The sequence below is a fragment of the Arsukibacterium sp. genome (assembly GCF_018402695.1).
Taxonomy (GTDB): Bacteria; Pseudomonadota; Gammaproteobacteria; order Enterobacterales; family Alteromonadaceae; genus Alishewanella.
This window is the reverse complement of record NZ_JAGYIM010000024.1, coordinates 225139-242099: the sequence shown is the minus strand read 5'-3', so window position 1 is coordinate 242099 and position 16961 is coordinate 225139. Positions and strand designations below refer to the sequence as shown.

General features: G+C 49.0%; 18 protein-coding genes. 4 read left to right on the top strand and 14 right to left on the bottom strand.

The genetic code is table 11. The features are described 5' to 3' along the window. Positions 1 to 42: 42 nt before the first annotated feature. The 14 genes from ybgF to KG631_RS16920 form a co-directional block, all read right to left on the bottom strand. Positions 43 to 834 (bottom strand): tol-pal system protein YbgF, encoded by a 792-nt coding sequence (gene ybgF, locus KG631_RS16980; RefSeq protein ID WP_214000833.1) that lies wholly within the window; start codon positions 832 to 834, stop codon positions 43 to 45. Positions 835 to 859: 25 nt separating this feature from the next. Beyond that, the gene (gene pal, locus KG631_RS16975; protein WP_214000832.1) at positions 860 to 1390 is read right to left on the bottom strand and encodes a peptidoglycan-associated lipoprotein Pal; all 531 of its coding nucleotides are present in this window, start codon (positions 1388 to 1390) and stop codon (positions 860 to 862) included. A gap of 35 nt (positions 1391 to 1425) precedes the next feature. Beyond that, positions 1426 to 2775, bottom strand: coding sequence for a Tol-Pal system beta propeller repeat protein TolB (gene tolB, locus KG631_RS16970; RefSeq protein ID WP_301003955.1), 1350 nt, complete (start codon positions 2773 to 2775; stop codon positions 1426 to 1428). Continuing rightward, on the bottom strand, positions 2775 to 3722 hold the full coding sequence (gene tolA, locus KG631_RS16965; RefSeq protein WP_214000831.1) for a cell envelope integrity protein TolA: 948 nt from the start codon (positions 3720 to 3722) through the stop codon (positions 2775 to 2777). Before tolA ends, tolB begins: the two co-directional genes overlap by 1 nt. Continuing rightward, complete coding sequence (gene tolR / locus KG631_RS16960) at positions 3712 to 4140, bottom strand: protein TolR (protein ID WP_365869324.1); 429 nt, start codon at positions 4138 to 4140, stop codon at positions 3712 to 3714. The genes tolA and tolR overlap by 11 nt, the downstream gene beginning before the upstream one ends. After that, on the bottom strand, positions 4137 to 4823 hold the full coding sequence (gene tolQ / locus KG631_RS16955; RefSeq protein ID WP_365869322.1) for a protein TolQ: 687 nt from the start codon (positions 4821 to 4823) through the stop codon (positions 4137 to 4139). The genes tolR and tolQ overlap by 4 nt, the downstream gene beginning before the upstream one ends. 171 nt (positions 4824 to 4994) lie before the next feature. Beyond that, a complete protein-coding gene (locus tag KG631_RS19130; protein WP_301003954.1) occupies positions 4995 to 5222 on the bottom strand; it encodes a YbgC/FadM family acyl-CoA thioesterase in 228 nt (75 codons plus the stop codon). 740 nt (positions 5223 to 5962) lie between these two features. Further along, a complete protein-coding gene (ruvB, locus tag KG631_RS16945) occupies positions 5963 to 6973 on the bottom strand; it encodes a Holliday junction branch migration DNA helicase RuvB (RefSeq protein ID WP_214000830.1) in 1011 nt (336 codons plus the stop codon). A 5-nt stretch (positions 6974 to 6978) separates the two neighbouring features. Then, positions 6979 to 7194, bottom strand: coding sequence for a hypothetical protein (locus KG631_RS19125; RefSeq protein ID WP_301003952.1), 216 nt, complete (start codon positions 7192 to 7194; stop codon positions 6979 to 6981). Next, positions 7170 to 7595, bottom strand: a complete 426-nt coding sequence (gene ruvA / locus KG631_RS16940) for a Holliday junction branch migration protein RuvA (RefSeq protein ID WP_301003951.1) — start codon at positions 7593 to 7595, stop codon at positions 7170 to 7172. The genes KG631_RS19125 and ruvA overlap by 25 nt, the downstream gene beginning before the upstream one ends. Before the next feature lie 49 nt (positions 7596 to 7644). Beyond that, positions 7645 to 8166, bottom strand: a complete 522-nt coding sequence (gene ruvC, locus KG631_RS16935; RefSeq protein ID WP_214000829.1) for a crossover junction endodeoxyribonuclease RuvC — start codon at positions 8164 to 8166, stop codon at positions 7645 to 7647. Positions 8167 to 8168: 2 nt separating this feature from the next. Next, positions 8169 to 8912 carry a YebC/PmpR family DNA-binding transcriptional regulator gene (locus KG631_RS16930; protein ID WP_214000828.1) on the bottom strand — a complete coding sequence of 248 codons (744 nt, stop codon included), beginning with the start codon at positions 8910 to 8912 and terminating at the stop codon, positions 8169 to 8171. Positions 8913 to 8983: 71 nt separating this feature from the next. Then, entirely contained in the window at positions 8984 to 10759 is a 1776-nt protein-coding gene (gene aspS / locus KG631_RS16925; RefSeq protein WP_214000827.1) for an aspartate--tRNA ligase, read from the bottom strand. Positions 10760 to 10842: 83 nt separating this feature from the next. Then, positions 10843 to 13677 (bottom strand): transporter substrate-binding domain-containing protein, encoded by a 2835-nt coding sequence (locus KG631_RS16920; RefSeq protein ID WP_214000826.1) that lies wholly within the window; start codon positions 13675 to 13677, stop codon positions 10843 to 10845. Positions 13678 to 13889: 212 nt separating this feature from the next. Between KG631_RS16920 and cmoA the strand changes: the two genes are divergently transcribed. Genes cmoA through KG631_RS16900 form a run of 4 tightly spaced genes read left to right on the top strand, consistent with a single transcriptional unit; the run spans position 13890 to position 16934 of the window. Continuing rightward, positions 13890 to 14615, top strand: a complete 726-nt coding sequence (gene cmoA / locus KG631_RS16915) for a carboxy-S-adenosyl-L-methionine synthase CmoA (protein ID WP_214000825.1) — start codon at positions 13890 to 13892, stop codon at positions 14613 to 14615. A gap of 27 nt (positions 14616 to 14642) precedes the next feature. Continuing rightward, positions 14643 to 15608: a tRNA 5-methoxyuridine(34)/uridine 5-oxyacetic acid(34) synthase CmoB gene (gene cmoB / locus KG631_RS16910; protein WP_214000824.1), complete on the top strand. Its 966-nt coding sequence runs from the start codon at positions 14643 to 14645 to the stop codon at positions 15606 to 15608. A gap of 22 nt (positions 15609 to 15630) precedes the next feature. Beyond that, a complete protein-coding gene (locus tag KG631_RS16905; RefSeq protein ID WP_214000823.1) occupies positions 15631 to 16518 on the top strand; it encodes a LysR family transcriptional regulator in 888 nt (295 codons plus the stop codon). An 8-nt stretch (positions 16519 to 16526) separates the two neighbouring features. Beyond that, positions 16527 to 16934 carry a hypothetical protein gene (locus KG631_RS16900; RefSeq protein WP_214000822.1) on the top strand — a complete coding sequence of 136 codons (408 nt, stop codon included), beginning with the start codon at positions 16527 to 16529 and terminating at the stop codon, positions 16932 to 16934. Positions 16935 to 16961 lie beyond the last annotated feature (27 nt).

Below are 16961 nucleotides of genomic sequence, written 5' to 3'. Positions count from 1 at the left end.
GATATGAAACGACAAAGCCAACCTGTTGGTTGGCTTGCGGGCTTACTTAAGGGCGTCTATTCGTTCCTGCGCTAAACGTGCGGACGTTGCCGACGCATGGTCCCGGGTTAATTGTCGGTAGAACCGCAACGCGGCATCTTTGTTATTTTCCCGCTCGGCCACCTGCCCCAGCTTTAACAAGGCATCAGGTACTTTATTGGACGTTTCGAAATTTGTAACCACCCGCTCAAAGTGGGTTTTGGCTTTTGCCAGGTCATTATTATTAAACAACAGCTGGCCCAGCCAGTAATGCGCATTGGGCGCATAGCCGGAGTCAGGGTAATTCTGTAAAAAGGCTTCAAATTCCGGGATAGCAGCGTCATAGCGCCGATCCTTCAACACCATGTTAACGGCTTTATCGTAAGCATCGTTTTCTGACATATTCGAGGAATAAGAAACAGTTGGCACGTTATTATCGTTACTGGAAATAGCCGGTTGGACGGCAGTACTGTTTTGTAACGCTCCTACCCTGCGATCAATTTCCTGATATAAGTCTCGTTGGCGTTGCAGCATTTCATCCAGTTGATAGGTATGAGTTTCCGTAACCCCCCGTAACTGACTGACTTCATCCAGCAATAAGTTTAATTGCTGCTGCATTTGGATCTGCCCCTGAGCCCGGGCTTCAACTACCCGTTCCAAAGTGGCCAGACGTTGCTCCAGCGTACCTGAGCCTGGGGTGGCCAGTTGCTGGTTTGGCGTGATATTTCTGCCCAGCTCAGTAACCGGTGCCGGGTTAGCCCAGGCACCGCTACTCACTAAGGACAGAGCAACCCACAGTGTTTTATTTACTGTCATGATCACTCTTATTCATTATTATTTATTAGTACACCAATACTGCACGGCGGTTTTTAGCAAAACCCGTTTCAGTGCGTGATCTGTCAACTGGCTTCTCTTCACCGTAGCTAACGGTAGATAGCTGACCGGCAGAAACACCCAGGTTTTGTAAGTAAGATACCACTGCCTGAGCACGACGCTCGCCTAACGCAATGTTGTACTCTGGCGTACCGCGCTCATCTGAGTGGCCTTCAATGGTCACACGGACGCTTGGGTTGGCACGTAAAAAGGTACCGTGCGCTTCCAATACTTCAACGAACTCTGGACGAACAGTAGCCCGGTCGAAATCGAAATAAATGGTATTTTCCTGGCGTAATGCTTCCAGCTTCTGGCGCATTTGCTCAGCAGGGCTGACTACTGGCTCTGCCGTTTCAACCTGTACCGTGTCGGTGACCTGCTCAGCAGCTTCTGAGGTGCGGGCATCGTCAGCAGAAGTTGATGACGTTGAGCTACAGGCGGCTAATGTCATCACAGGTACTGCGATTAATAAAGCCTTTAACACTTTGTTTAAGTTCATTTTGTTGTCCTTAGTAAGTTAACCACGTTTTTGTTTTATAAAAAAGGTGACCAGGCTGGCGATTTAACCTGTCCATCTATCGCCGGCAGTCGGGCTTTAAAGCGTCCATCCATAGAAACCAGTGCCAGCACCTGCGACGAACCATGCATAGTGCTGTAAATTATCATTGAACCGTTTGGCGCAACGCTGGGCGACTCGTCCAGATTCGTTTTAGTCAGTACCTGCAGGAAACGACTTTGCCGATCCATTTTTGCAATATGATACTGGCCCTGAGTCCGGTTCACCATCACGATAGTGCTGCCATCAGGCGTATAGGCGCCCGCCAGGTTCATCTCACCTTCAAAAGTCAACCGTCTGGTGGTGCCTGTTGTTAAATTTACGCTATATAGCTGGGGATTGCCACCTCTGTCCGAACTGAACACCAGCTCCTTGCCATCAGGTGACCAGCTTGGCTCTGTATCGATAGCACGATGATTCGTAACCCGATCTAAGGCTTTGCTGGCAATATTTAAGGTGTAAATTTCAGGGTTGCCGTCTCTGGACAACACTAACGCCAGGTTTTCGCCATCAGGCGACCAGACCGGTGCACCGTTAATACCTGGGAAGGTGCTAACCACCGTGCGACGGCCACTGTATATATCCTGAATAAAAATCTGCGCCTGCCGACGTTCAAAAGTAACATACGCCAGCTTAGTACCATCCGGTGACCAGCTCGGTGACATTAACGGCTCTTTCGAGCGTAATAAAATTTGTTCATTAACCCCGTCATAATCAGCTACCACTAGCTGATAAGGGAATTCATTGTCCGGCCGCACCAGCACATAAGCAATTTTTGTTAAGAAAGCGCCGCGCTCCCCGGTCAGCTTCTCATATACGATGTCACTGATCCGGTGGGCATATTGACGGAACTGGCTGCCGTTAATAGTGGTTTCGCGGCTATCAAGTACGTGTTCATTGCTGGTCACCAGTTTGCCGGCATTAAGCATTTGCGAGCTGGGGCCACTGTTGCCTTTTAACACATCGATCAGCTCAAAACTTACAGTATAGCGATCTATTCCAATTTCATTGATCTGGCCCATGACAATGGCTTCAACACCCTCTCTGGCCCAGGCTTCAAAATCTATTTCGCTGGCCCTGGCTGGCCGCTGCGGCATCTTTATACTCGCTAACGGGCTAAACTTTCCGCTGCGCATTAAATCAGCAGACACAATCTCTGCCAGGTTTTCACTGGGCCTTGTGGTGCCATTAAAACTGAATGGCAGAATGGCTACTGGCCTGGCAGAATCGATACCTTCGGTAATAACAATTTCCAGCGATGCGCGGGCCAGCGCTGGCAACAACAAGATTATCAGGATAAGGGTCTTTTTAAGTAAATTAGTCATCATCAAAATTCTGGTGCCACCGTTAAAGTTATATCTTTCAGTTGATTATAAACATCAGGATCAGTAGAAACCGGCAAGGTTCCTGCCCGATTCACTGCTCGAATGGCGGCGTCTGCTACCTGACGGTCACCACTGACATAACGCACGTCTGTCACAAAACCACTGCTTGCCAGCCTGATATTTATCCGGGCCGTTTTACCGCGCATGTTCTCATCTACCAATAAATTACGCTGAATGGCATCACGGATCATCGCCGTGTAGCGCTGCACTTCTGTAACGGCTTGCTGAGCCCGGGCCTGACGCCTCGCTTCAGCTTCTTTTGCCATTTGTTCCTGGAGCTGTCGCTCACGTTCAGCCTGCTCTCTGGCTTCGCGTGCTTTGCGCTCCCGCTCAGCTTGTTCCTTAGCTTCAGCCTCTGCGGCTAAACGCCGCCGCTCTTCAGCTGCTTTGGCATCGGCTTCTGCTTTTTTCTGCTCTGCCTCGCGGGCTTTGCGGGCGTCTTCGGCCTGCTTAGCTTTCGCTGCTTCTGCCTGCTGCTGCTTTTGCGCCTCTGCAGCTGCAGCCTTGGATTTACGTGCTGCTTCGTCTGCCTGGCGCTTCTGCTCAGCAACGCGTTTTAACCGCTCTTCTTCTGCAGCACGGTTACGCTCAGCCTGCTTAGCTCTGCGTTCTAACGCGGCAATCCGATCTTCCTCTGCTTTTTTGGCGTCATCACGGTTTTTCTGAATTTCAGCAACCCGCTGCTCCAACTGTTTGCGGTCAATGGCCACCGCTTCGACCGGGGCCGGGTTACTTTCTACTGCCTGTTCAGTACTAACAGACAGTTCAACCGTTTTACGTTTAAAACTGATATTGGCGCCAAAAATCAACAGCAGCAAAATAGCAACATGCAAGGTTACTGATTTTGCCAATGGCGTTGTCAGTGCTGGTTTAAGCTTATTAAACTTCATTATCAGTCATTAAACCTACGGCCGGCGCACCGGCATTTTTCAAAACGTTAATCAGGCGAATTACAGCTTCGTAGCTTACCGCTTTATCCCCTTTTACAATGACCTGAGTACCGGGCTCTATAGTCAGCCAGCTGGCAACTTCCACCTGCAGCTCGGCAGCCGTAAACGGGCCTTGCTGATTACCGTCTTTCTCAAAATAATACAGGCCATCACTGTCTACTGTAGCCACCAGTGGTGTTTTGCCTTCCGTCATCTGGGCGATAGGCTCAGCCGCCGATTTGGGTAACTCAACCTTTACGCCCTGAGTAATAAGCGGGGTAGTCACCATAAAAATAACCAGCAGCACCAGCATAACATCAATGTAGGGTACGACGTTTATTTCGGCCATCATCCGCCGTTTCTTCCGGACGTACATCATGCCGCCTCGATGCTGTTTACAGCCTGGCGATGCAGAATGTTAGAAAACTCTTCAACAAAGTTTACGTAACTACTTTCCAGCAACTCAACCTGATGTGAAAACTTGTTATAAGCAATTACTGCAGGAATAGCAGCAAACAAACCGATTGCCGTAGCAATAAGTGCTTCGGCAATACCCGGTGCCACCATAGCCAGTGTGGCTTGCTGTACCGCACCCAGTGCGATAAATGAATTCATAATACCCCACACGGTACCAAACAAACCAATGTATGGGCTGATAGAGCCAACGGTGGCCAGAAAAGGTAAATTGGTTTCCAGCCGTTCGACTTCCCGCGACAAACCAACCCGCATGGCCCGCTGCGCACCTTCCATAACGGCCGCTGGTTGCTGCCGGCTGCTTTTGTGCAACCTGGCAAATTCCTTGAATCCGGCTTTGAACAGCGCTTCCAGGCCGATATTACTCTGGCGGGCACTCACTTCAGCATAAAGCTTCGACAAATCGACCCCGGACCAGAATTTATCTTCAAACTTTTTGGCATCAGTCAGGGCTTCTTTCAGGACTTTCTTGCGTTTAAAAATCATGCTCCAGGAGGCAACCGACATACCAACCAAAATAAGCATGACCGCCTGTACCACAATACTGGCATCGAGTAATAAATGAAGAATGGAGATTTCACCTGACACGCGTTAACACCTCTGCTATTTCGGCCGGCATGGGCCGGGCTTTCATGGCCTGCTTGTCGATACAGGCGACTTTTATTTCAGCCTGACAAATTAACTGGGCCGAAGCATTATAAATTTGCTGAGTAAAAATGATACTCGCTGACTTTAAGGTACTGATTTGACTCGATACCGTCAATAATTCATTAAAACCCGCGCTTTTTTGTTGTTCATTAAAACCTGAGTAACAACAAAGGCGATATTATTTGACAACAATATATCCTGCTCAATACCCAGGGCCCGTAACCATTCGGTGCGGGCTCTTTCAAAGAATTTCAGATAATTGGCATAATAAACGATGCCACCGGCATCGGTATCTTCATAATATACCCGTATTGGGAATTCGAAGCTTTTCTCTGGCATTGATAATCACATCTTATGTTGCTGCGTATGATAATTAGCCGGATAGCCAAACTCAATGGCTAACCCTGCTCCACTGCAATTATATTTATTTGCAGCGCCCCCTTGCATAGTGTTCAAAATGCAGACCCTGATGCCCTGCTGAAGTTCAATCGTTCATCAGGTCGGCTTTGCCAATACAAAAGATACTCTAACCACAAAAAAGTAATCCGAGCTATCATCCACATCTAAACTTAATCACAGATGAATAAAGGCGTGCTTTAAATCAAAGAGAACTAACTGATTAAATATGCAACAACACCATTTCGTTATCGCATTAGTTATTTTAATGTCTGCGCGCTAATTTTTCTCGTTTGAAGTAATTACTCGAACTCATTACTATACGCCCTGTGTTCTGAGCTAGCGCAAAGACAAGGTAAGAGGGTTACCTTGTTTAGTAAAGTTCACTTAGCAGTATGACTGATAGCTAAGATTAGTTTTGCTGCTGTTAAGCATGTTCCCTGGATTTATTGAAGCACTCCTTCAACTTGTTGCTTTGCCCGCTCCCTGAGCGGGCTTTTTTTTTATTCGCGTCCTAGTTGGCACTCCAGCGTTGTTGGCTTCACTCCCTCGCCACCAATCGCATAGGTAACTATGCTCATGGGGCCTCGCTCATTTGCCGCCTAGCTGCAGCACCGACTCGTTAGCGAATACGATGTGTCCTATTTGGCACTCCAGCTAATTAGCGAATGCGATGCGATAATTTAGTCTGATTTTGGTAAGTCGAAGCCGAAGTGCTGATAGGCGCGAGGTGAGGCAATGCGGCCTCTTGGCGTGCGCTGTATAAAGCCTTGTTGAATTAAAAACGGCTCAATTACATCTTCAATGGTTTCTTTTTCTTCGCCGATCGCGGCCGCCAAATTATCCAAGCCTACCGGGCCGCCCATAAACTTATCAATAATGGCCAGAATAAGCTTGCGGTCCATATAGTCGAAACCTTCGGCATCCACATCCACCATTTGCAAAGCCTGACCGGCAATCGCAACTGACACCGTACCGTCAGACTTAACCTGGGCGTAATCCCGTACCCGGCGCAGCAGTCGGTTGGCAATACGGGGCGTACCGCGCGAGCGCCTGGCTATTTCGGTTGCCGCTGCTTTGTCTAACTGTAAATTAAGATATAACGCCGAGCGCTGAATAATATCGCTTAGCTCATCCACTTTATAAAATTCCAGCCGCTGGACGATGCCAAAGCGATCGCGCAGCGGTGAAGTTAATGCCCCGGCGCGGGTGGTGGCACCAATCAGGGTAAAGGGAGGTAACTCCAGCTTGATAGAGCGGGCAGCAGGGCCCTCGCCTATCATAATGTCCAGCTGATAATCTTCCATCGCCGGATACAATATTTCTTCAACAACCGGGCTTAAGCGGTGGATCTCGTCAATAAACAGCACATCATTCTGTTCAAGATTAGTTAGCAGAGCCGCCAAATCCCCGGCTTTCTCCAATACAGGCCCGGAAGTGCTTTTAATATTCACACCCATTTCGTTGGCGACAATCATTGCCAAGGTGGTTTTACCCAGGCCGGGCGGCCCGAAAATCAGTAAGTGATCGAGCGGATCACCCCGGCCACGTGCCGCTTCGATAAAAATGGCCATTTGTTCCCGAACATGTTGCTGCCCGGTATAGTCGGCCAGGGTTTTCGGCCGGATAGCCCGGTCTATTACTTCATCTTCACGGGTCGCGTTGCCCTGGATCATACGATCGGCTTCAATCATCTTGGCTATATCATACTTTTAAGAGCAGCCATGATCAGCTGTTCGCTGCTCATATCGGCGCGTTTAACTAACTTCACTGCTTTGCTGGCCTGCGCTTGACTGTAACCCAGCGCCAGCAAGGCCCCTAAGGCATCTTGTTCTGCACTGGCGGGCGGCGCAAATATTGCGTCCTCACCAGCCAGCGTTAGTTTATCTGTTACCGGGGTATGGCTTGCCCCCAATCTTTTAAACGGTCGCGCATTTCAATTACTAATCGCTCCGCGGTTTTCTTACCGACACCGGGCAACTTAACCAGGGTGGTGATCTCATCATGCAATACGCAATGGACAAACTGCTGGGCAGTCATGCCGGATAAAATAGTCAGCGCCAGCTTCGGCCCGACGCCATTAGCTTTAATTAACTGGCGGAATAAACTGCGTTCGGTGCTGGTAATAAAGCCATACAACAACTGCGCATCTTCCCGCACCACAAAATGGGTATAGATAGTAGCCTGACTGCCCGGCTCCGGCAGTTGATAAAAGCTGGTTAGCGGTAACTGCACCTCGTAACCAACGCCTGCCACATCAAGTAAGATATCAGGCGCCTGTTTTTCCAGTAATACACCTTGCAAACGTCCAATCATCAGCCGATTCTTCTTCTAAGTTTATTAAGTAGTAACTTACGAGGGCGGTTCACCGCAGGCGGCGACGCACGGTTTTACTGGCCTGCCCCGCCAATGCCACTAAACTTTGCTGAGTATGCCCGTGACATAACGCCACTGCAAGCGCATCAGCAGCGTCGGCCTGCGGGCTGGCACTTAGCTGTAATAATGAGCGTACCATATGCTGTACCTGGGCTTTGTCGGCAGCGCCGGTACCGACCACCGCCTGTTTTACCTGGCGTGCTGAATACTCAAACACCTCGAGCCCGGCATGCTTTGCTGCGACGATAGCCGCGCCCCGGGCCTGCCCCAGTTTGAGTGCAGAGTCAGGATTACGAGCCATGAACACCTGTTCAATGGCAAACACCGTTGGCTGGGTTTGGCTAATGATTTCTGAAATACCGTTAAAAATACGCAATAACCGCTCTGACAGCTCATCAGTACCCAACCGAATACAGCCGCTGGCCAGATAGACAAACTTGTTACCTTGCTGGCGCACCACGCCATAACCCGTCAGGCGGCTACCGGGGTCAATGCCCAGAATAATATTCACCGTTAGCCATGCTCGCCAAGCAGCTCGTCACTGATCTCAGCATTGTGATAGACATTCTGCACATCATCGGAATCTTCCAGCATATCAATCAGCTTAAAAAAGCGACCGACGTTGTCGGCATCTATCTGTGCCCGGATGGATGGGATCATATCTATCTCAGCATTGTCGGCCGTGAAACCTGCGGCCGTTAAGCTGTCTTTGATATCGTTGTATTGCTCCGGACTGGTAAACACTTCAATACTGCCATCATCATGGTTTTGCACATCTTCAGCACCAGCTTCCAGCGCTGCCTCAAGCAGTGCATCTTCATCCACCCCAGGGGCAAACAACAGCACGCCACGTCGGGCAAATAAGTAGGCAACAGAGCCGGATGTACCGAGGTTGCCCCCATTTTTGGTAAAGGCATTGCGCACATCTGCAACCGTTCTTTTATTATTGTCGGTCATGGTTTCAACAATAATAGCGACACCATTCGGGCCATAGCCCTCATACACCAGTTCTTCGTAATTTTCGCCTTCAGTAGCACCGGCGCCGCGTTTAATTGCCCGGTCAATGGTGTCACGGGTCATGTTTTCAGACAGGGCTTTGTCGACAGCCAACCGTAACCGCGGATTGGCGCTGATATCCGGATTACTGCGGGCTGAAACGGTTAACTCCCGGATAATTTTGGTGAAAATTTTACTTTTTTTGGCATCCTGGCGGGCTTTTCGATGCTTCATGTTCGCCCATTTACTATGGCCGGCCATATTTAACTCCTCGCTTAAGGCAAAATGCTGCGGCAACTGTGTGTTGCCGCAGGTTTACAACTGTTGGCGAATTATTGTTTTTTGACAACCTGGATACTGAGCTCTGCCAGCTGAGCAGGATTGGCTTCGCCCGGTGCATCGGTCAATGGACAGGCCGCAGTTGCTGTTTTAGGAAACGCCATCACATCCCGAATTGAGGTAGCACCGGTCATTAACATTACCAACCGGTCTAAGCCAAATGCCAAACCGGCATGAGGCGGAGTACCGAATTTCAGTGCTTCCAGCAGGAAACCAAACTTCTCTGTTGCTTCCTCATCGCTGATGCCCAGTAATTTGAATACTTTTGCCTGCACCTCAGCACTGTGAATACGCACTGAGCCGCCGCCCAACTCAGTACCATTTAGCACCATATCATAAGCATTTGATAATAAATTAGTATGGTCCAGCTGCTCAACCGGGGTAGTTAAAAACGCGTTAGTATCTAATGGTGAAGTAAACGGATGATGCACCGCAGTATGACTGCCATCGTCATTCTCTTCAAACATCGGGAAATCAACTACCCATAGTGGTTTCCAGCCTGGCACCGTCAGCCCCAGGTCTTCCCCCAGTTTCAGACGTAATGCCCCCATTGCCTCACACACCACTTTGTAGCTGTCAGCACCGAAGAAAATCATGTCGCCATCAGCTGCACCGGTACGTTGAAGGATATTGCTGACAATTTCGGCAGATAAAAATTTGGCCACCGGCGATTGCACGCCGTCAATACCAGCACTGCGATTATTGACTTTCATCCAGGCCAGGCCTTTAGCACCATAAATGCCAACAAAACTGGTGTAGTTGTCAATATCCTTACGCGATACTTTGTCAGCACCCGCCGGCACCTTCAGCGCGACAACCCGGCCTTTCGGATCATTTGCAGGCCCGGAAAACACCTTAAACTCAACATCTTTTACCAGGTCAGCAATGTCAACAAACTGCATCGGGTTGCGTAAATCCGGTTTATCAGAGCCATACAAGCGCATTGCTTCATGGAAGGTCATTTGCGGAAACTCGCCAAGGTCAACGTCAAGTTGCTGGATAAACAACTGACGGACCATTTGTTCAGTTACCGCCATGACTTGCTCTGCAGTCATAAATGAGGTTTCTATATCGATCTGGGTAAATTCCGGCTGGCGATCGGCCCGCAAATCTTCATCACGAAAGCATTTTACAATCTGATAGTAACGATCCAGGCCAGACATCATCAACAACTGTTTAAACAGTTGTGGAGATTGCGGCAGGGCAAAGAACTGGCCTTTATGGGTTCGGCTCGGCACCAGATAATCCCGGGCGCCTTCCGGCGTTGCTTTGGTTAAAATGGGGGTTTCGACATCTAAGAAGCCGTTGCTGTCCATAAAATTACGAACAAAGCTGGTGACCCGGGCACGGAACTTCAGGCGCTCGCTCATCACTGGCCGGCGTAAATCCAGATAACGGTACTTCAGGCGCTGCTCTTCACTGTTGTCATGATTAAAATCAAGTGGCAATGGTGCAGCTTTATTTAAAATAGTTAAGCCACTGGCGTACACTTCAACTTCACCAGTCGCCATATCAGCATTAATTTGGGTAGCCGGCCGCAACCGGACTTCACCGGTTATCTGAATACAGAATTCGTTGCGTAAGGTATATGCCAGCTCGAACAGTTCTGGCAAATCCGGGTCACAGATAACCTGAACCATGCCTTCCCTGTCACGCAAATCGATAAAAATAACGCCACCAAGATCCCGGCGCCGGTTAACCCAGCCACACAATGAAACCTGTTGCCCGGCATGTTGGGCAGTTAAAAAACCGCAGTAATGGCTACGCATTAACCCTTCCTTCTATCTCTTTGGTCAGCCGCTGTAAAATGACCGCCAATTATATAGAAATAGTCCTTAATGTCACTGCCCGTTCAAGAAAACTCTCGTTCGGTAAAACTGTAACCATTCTTGCCCTGTTGTTTAGCCAGATACATTTGTTTGTCTGCCTGTTTTAATAATGCACCGCTGGTGGTGGCGTCGTGCGGATAAATAGCAATACCGATACTGGCTCCCACTTGTACTTTGCCAAATGACAGCTGTAATGGCTGGCTTAACTGATAGAGAATTTTTTCTGCAACAATGGCGGCGTCATCCCGGTGCAGCAGTGCAGTAAGCAACACGACAAATTCATCACCACCAAAGCGGGCAACTGTGTCACTTTTACGCACACACGTTTCCAGCACACCGGCCAGTTTCAGCAACAACTCATCGCCAGCATCATGCCCATGCAGATCATTAACCTCTTTAAAGCCATCAAGATCGAGAAACAATACGGCTAATATTTCATTCTGGCGGCCGTGTTGCTCCAGAGCCAGATCAATCCGCTCCTTCAGCAGGCTGCGGTTGGGTAAACCCGTTAAGTCATCATGGGTGGCCATGTAGCGCATTTTGACTTCGGCATCGCGGCGCAGGTTAACCTCACGGCGTAAAAACAAATTCCACACCACAAACACCATCAAAAATACCAGGGTAATAGCCACCACTTGCCAGATAATCTGATGCAGCCGTTTGCGGTCGACTCCCTGAGTTATTTCAAAATCAAACCAGCGCTGATAAATCTGCTCCCGCTCAGTGTCACCAATACTACGCAGCCCTTTATTTAAAATAGCCACCAGTGGCTGATAATCACTACGCACCGCCACCAATGATGGGTAATCAGGTAAATCGTCAATTAACTGCATCCTCAAATTAATCGCGTTAGATTGTTTTAACGCCCGGCTGCCCGCTTCAACCGAATCCAGCACGAAATCAACCCGGTTATTCTGCAGCAAGCGGATACCATCCCTTAAATCAGTGATGGTCGTCACCTCTGTACCGGGCACAAGGTCTGTTAAATCTTTAGCCAGCTGATAATCACGAAAAATAGCAACCCGCTTACCACGAAGCTGAGACGCTGAAGTGATATTCTCGCTGTTTAAATGACCGATCACCGCCCATTTGACTGACCAGAAAGGCTCAGTAAAGCGGGCAAAAGCGTCCCGATCCGCTTTTGGTGAGATATTGGCCACCAAATCTAAATTACGCTGCTCTAAGTCCTGAAGAATATCTTCAAATTGCTCGTAGGGCTTAAGCTCAAACTCAATATTCAGCCGCTTCGCTAAAATTTGCAGAATTTCCTGGCTTACTCCGGCGACATTGCCCGCTTCATCGACAAACTCCATCGGCGGCCAGTTACTGATAATTCCCACCCGTAATGGCTTATGTTGTGCCAACCAGTCTCGCTCGTCAGGCGTCAGCGGTATTTTATTAATATAATCAGCGTAATAGCTATGCTCAGGTAAATTTATCCATTTCTTCTCAATTTTAACCAGTTCCGCCAATGAAAGCTGATTAAAGCCTGCCCTGATAGTGTCCGCCAGCACGGTATTGTCAACATGTGTCAGGGCATACAGCGGCGCAAATAGGCGGCTGGCGGGTAATACCTCAAAATCACTTGCCAGATTAAGCTGGGGAAGGCGGCTCTCAACTACCACCTCCGCCCCGAAAAACCCGTCTATTTCTCCCTGGGTTGTTGCCTCGGTTAATGACTCCAGTGACGGATAACGCTTAAAACTGACTGCGGGATATTGCTGCTGCAATTCAGCCAGATAGCTGGCATTATTATAAATACCAATGTTGCCAGTATAATTGCGGTCTAACAGTGGCAACTCACTGTTTTTTAACCTGTAGTAGGCGGCACTAAGGCTATATAAATGGTAAGCCTTAGCCAGTTGCGGGCTCATATTCTCAGCAGCTGGAAAACCAATATGAGCGTCAATCCGCTGATTCGCCAAACTGGCCAGGCTGTCTTCAGAATTATCAGGCACAAAGGCAATACTGATGCCGGTCTTGTCAGACCATAACCGCCATAAGTCAACCAGCAAGCCACTGGCTTCGCCCTGCGATGTGACGTCCATAAAAGGTTGATTAAGCACTGATAACCCCAGCAGCAATGTATCCTCATTGTCTACTTTAAACCCCAGCCATTTGCGCTCAAGGGCATTTAATGTCGAGGCTGACACTGCGGCAGTAGATTGCTCCAGCCACTCATTGAGTGGTGAGTTTAACGGCACACCGAATACCAGATCGATAGCTTGCAACGGCAGTTTTTTGTAAAGCGGAAACTGATTATTCAGATCCTGAAAAGCAGGATAGCGCGGGGGTAAACGGTCCAGCGCAGCAAACGCCCGCAGCTCGCCGGCTAACGCCGCATCATACATTCGACTCACATTTGGGTAATGGCGCAACAGTGCATTGGGTAGTAGCTGGTTAAGGGTCGCAATATGACTGGAGTTTTCTACCACCCCTATGGCATAGGGCGTCAAGTCTTTCAGCGACGCTACCCGCAACAAATCACGGTGGACAAACACGTTGCTGTAAATCGTGATATTGATGCGGTGCAACTTGTAATCTTTTGCGCGCTGTTCGGTGTAGGCCATCCCGCCATGCAGATCAACACGGCCAGCATCGAGCAGGGCCACAGTCTCTGGCCACTGCGCCATCACAAATTCAATATTAAACTGGTGCTGGCGGGCTATTTCGCGCCAGTAATCGACAAGCAGCCCGCTTGGCTGGCCTTGTTCATCGACAAACATATAAGGGTAGGTATCGCTGCTAAGCGCTACTTTTAAGGTCTCAGGGGTTGCCGACGCAGCTGCGGACACTGCCCGTTCAGAGATGACAAAACACAACAGCAATACAGCAGTACAAAAGAATCTTCTGATCATGTGTTCAGACTAATAGTTAATATCATATTGTTGTACCCTTACTGTTCGCATTGGTCAAGTTAAGCACAGTTGTGCATTGCCAACGCATTATTTTCATACCATTCCCGACCATGCAGTTTGTTTTTGGCTGACCGCAACAAATCAGGTAAACTACTATCCTTATTTTTACAGCGCTGTTAACCCCTTCCCGCGCAGCACCGGTGTTTTAATTTATGCACAAAGACCATATTTATGCCGAGCCGTTAGCTCAGATCCAGGATTTCCGGTTTGACGATCAGGTAGCTGAAGTCTTCCCTGACATGATTGAGCGCTCAATCCCTGGCTATCAGACAATTATTCAGACGATTGGCAAGTTAACGGCGCGATATCAGCAAGCCAACAGTAATTTTTATGACTTAGGGTGCTCGCTTGGCACCGCCAGTTTAGCCATGCGCCGTAATATCAGTGTCAATGGCGCACAACTGATAGCCGTTGATAACAGTAAAGCCATGCTGGAACGGTGTGAGCGCCACTTACTGGCGTTTCGCTCTGAGGTGCCGGTCAGTCTGGAGCTGGCAGACATCCGGGATATTACTATCGAAAATGCCGCGGTGGTGGTGATCAACTTTACCTTACAGTTTCTGGCACCGGAACATCGGGATACCCTGATCAGCACTATTTATCAGGGTTTAAAACCCGGCGGCGTACTGATATTGTCAGAAAAGTTTATTGCCCACAGTGATACCACCAATCAATTGCTGGTGGATTTACACCTTGATTTTAAACGGGCCAATGGTTACAGCGAGCTGGAGATAAGCCAGAAACGTTCAGCGCTGGAAAATGTAATGAAACCCGATACGTTGGCGCAGCACCAGCAACGGTTGCAACAGGCTGGTTTTGGTGAGCAAAGCTTATGGTTTCAGTGTTTTAACTTTTGCTCAATGCTCGCGATTAAGTAAGGCGGCCGCTTTGAACAGGGACAAATGATGCTCGATTTCAACCCTTTTTATGCCAGATTAGCAACCAACAAGCTACATAACTGGTTACAAACCCTGCCAGCCCAGTTAGCTGACTGGCAGAAACATGCGTTACACGGTGACTTTAAGCAATGGCAAAAAGTGATTGCTAACTTGCCTGCAACCCGTGTCAGCACGGTTGAACTTAGCAACGCAGTGCAATTCGGAGACGCAGCAGATATCAGCGACGGCGAAGCAGCACGGATCCGCTATTTACTACAGCAACTTAAACCCTGGCGCAAAGGCCCTTTTAACATTCACGGCATCGAGATTGATACTGAGTGGCGCTCAGATTTCAAATGGGATCGGGTATTGCCGCATATCAGCCCGTTATCAGGGCGCACTGTGCTGGATGTCGGTTGTGGCAGTGGCTATCATTTATGGCGAATGCGGGGTGCCGGTGCCCAATTTGTGGTTGGCATTGACCCGTCGCAGCTGTTTTACAGCCAGTTTCAGGCAATTAAACATTTTAACCCTGACCCGGATGTTCACCTGATCCCGCTGGGAATTGACGATATGCCGCCACTGGCGCAGTTTGATACTGTGTTCTCGATGGGCGTGTTGTATCACCGGCGTTCGCCCATTGATTTTCTGCAGCAGTTAAAACACCAATTACGGCCGGGTGGTGAACTTGTGCTGGAAACGCTGGTGGTGGAAGGAGACGAACACCAGGTTTTAGTGCCGGGTGAACGCTATGCCAAAATGCGGAATGTCTGGTTTATTCCAAGCAGCAAAGCATTGTGCCACTGGTTAAGCAGGCTGGGCTTTAAAAACCCGAAAGTGGTTGATTTAAATACCACAAGTTTAAAAGAACAACGGGCAACACTGTGGATGGAAAATGAAAGTTTAATTGATTTTCTCGACCCGACTGACCATAGTAAAACCATTGAAGGTTACCCCGCGCCGCTGCGTACGGTGATCACTGCCACGGTTTAATTGATACAGGATCCTGCCCGCTATGCCCTACCGCCCCCGCTCAACTCTGGAACAATGGCGCATTTTGCAGGCAGTGGTCGATGCCGGTGGCTACGCGCAGGCTGCCGATTTGCTGAATAAAAGCCAGTCATCACTGAATCATGCAGTGGCAAAACTGCAATCGCAGTTAGGGGTGGAACTGCTGGAAGTAATTGGCCGTAAGGCCCAGCTTACCGATGCCGGTGAAGTAATGCTGCGCCGCTCACGGGTGCTGACCCAGCAAATTGAAGATCTCGAGTTATTAGCCGATAACATCGAACAGGGCTGGGAGCCGGAAATCCGGATTGCAGTAGAGCTCGCCTACCCCAAACAGTATTTGTATCGTGCTTTACAAAAGTTTTATCCGCAAAGCCGCGGTAGCCGGGTGCAGATTATCGATACCGTTTTAACCGGCACCAGTGAAGTTATTGTCCAGAAAAAGGCGGATCTGGTTATTGCCGGTGTAATGCCAAAAGGCTATCTGGGCGAACCTCTGTACGTCAGCCGTTTTATTCCGGTTGTAGGCGCGACCCATGAGCTGGCGAGCCTGGCGACGCTTGAGCAGAACCAGCTTAGCCAGTATTTGCAAATTGTCATCCGGGATACTGCGCAAAAACCGATGGAAAATGTCGGTTGGTTAAAAGCAGAGCAACGCTGGACCGTAGATAACTTTAATGAAGCTATTGAAATCCTGCAGCTTGGACTCGGCTTTTGCTGGTTACCGGATTTTGCCGCCGCCGAGGCGCTGACCAGGGGTGATCTGGTGCAAATCCAGCTTAATAACAGCTCAGAGCGGCTGGTACCTATGTCACTATTAACCCCGCAGGAAGAAACACTTGGGCCTGGTAGTAAACAATTACGCCAGCTGATTCTGGCTGAACATCTTAAATAGGGATTGCTATGCAAACGAATGAAATAAGTAAATTGATGGAGGAGTCCGCCAGAGATGCTGTCGGTTATATGGCCGAGCAGCACCAGCTGCAGCTCGATTTCAGCCTGGCCAGCTTGCAGGATGTGGACACCGTGCTGGCAACATTGCATCAGCGTCAGCAACAGCAAAGCCATTCGCCCGAGCTGATTTTTACCCTGAGCAATATTATCGGCGCTTACATCGGTGAGGTTTTCATTAATAATTATGGTGGCAACTGGCACAGCAATACCGCAGATAATGCAGCACCCTATATTTCCGTGCAGCTATCTGACAAAGAATTTCCATTTGCATCAGTGTGTTACCATAAGATAACCCAGGACGATACCATTAGTGTCGCTGACTATGTCAAACAAGCTGCAGCAAATGTCATGCAGTAAAGCTTTTGTCGGCGCCATTATGCAGGT

Bases quoted from the DNA above. Each gene is read 5' to 3' on its own strand.
- ruvB (WP_214000830.1), bottom strand. From the start codon at position 6,973: ATGATTGAAGCCGATCGTATGATCCAGGGCAACGCGACCCGTGAAGAT.
- tolB (WP_301003955.1), bottom strand. From the start codon at position 2,775: ATGATGACTAATTTACTTAAAAAGACCCTTATCCTGATAATCTTGTTG.
- cmoB (WP_214000824.1), top strand. From the start codon at position 14,643: ATGCTCGATTTCAACCCTTTTTATGCCAGATTAGCAACCAACAAGCTA.
- tolR (WP_365869324.1), bottom strand. From the start codon at position 4,140: ATGATGTACGTCCGGAAGAAACGGCGGATGATGGCCGAAATAAACGTC.
- tolA (WP_214000831.1), bottom strand. From the start codon at position 3,722: ATGAAGTTTAATAAGCTTAAACCAGCACTGACAACGCCATTGGCAAAA.
- KG631_RS19130 (WP_301003954.1), bottom strand. From the start codon at position 5,222: ATGCCAGAGAAAAGCTTCGAATTCCCAATACGGGTATATTATGAAGAT.
- pal (WP_214000832.1), bottom strand. From the start codon at position 1,390: ATGAACTTAAACAAAGTGTTAAAGGCTTTATTAATCGCAGTACCTGTG.
- KG631_RS16920 (WP_214000826.1), bottom strand. From the start codon at position 13,677: ATGATCAGAAGATTCTTTTGTACTGCTGTATTGCTGTTGTGTTTTGTC.
- aspS (WP_214000827.1), bottom strand. From the start codon at position 10,759: ATGCGTAGCCATTACTGCGGTTTTTTAACTGCCCAACATGCCGGGCAA.
- KG631_RS16900 (WP_214000822.1), top strand. From the start codon at position 16,527: ATGCAAACGAATGAAATAAGTAAATTGATGGAGGAGTCCGCCAGAGAT.
- ruvA (WP_301003951.1), bottom strand. From the start codon at position 7,595: ATGATTGGACGTTTGCAAGGTGTATTACTGGAAAAACAGGCGCCTGAT.
- KG631_RS16930 (WP_214000828.1), bottom strand. From the start codon at position 8,912: ATGGCCGGCCATAGTAAATGGGCGAACATGAAGCATCGAAAAGCCCGC.
- KG631_RS16905 (WP_214000823.1), top strand. From the start codon at position 15,631: ATGCCCTACCGCCCCCGCTCAACTCTGGAACAATGGCGCATTTTGCAG.
- cmoA (WP_214000825.1), top strand. From the start codon at position 13,890: ATGCACAAAGACCATATTTATGCCGAGCCGTTAGCTCAGATCCAGGAT.
- ybgF (WP_214000833.1), bottom strand. From the start codon at position 834: ATGACAGTAAATAAAACACTGTGGGTTGCTCTGTCCTTAGTGAGTAGC.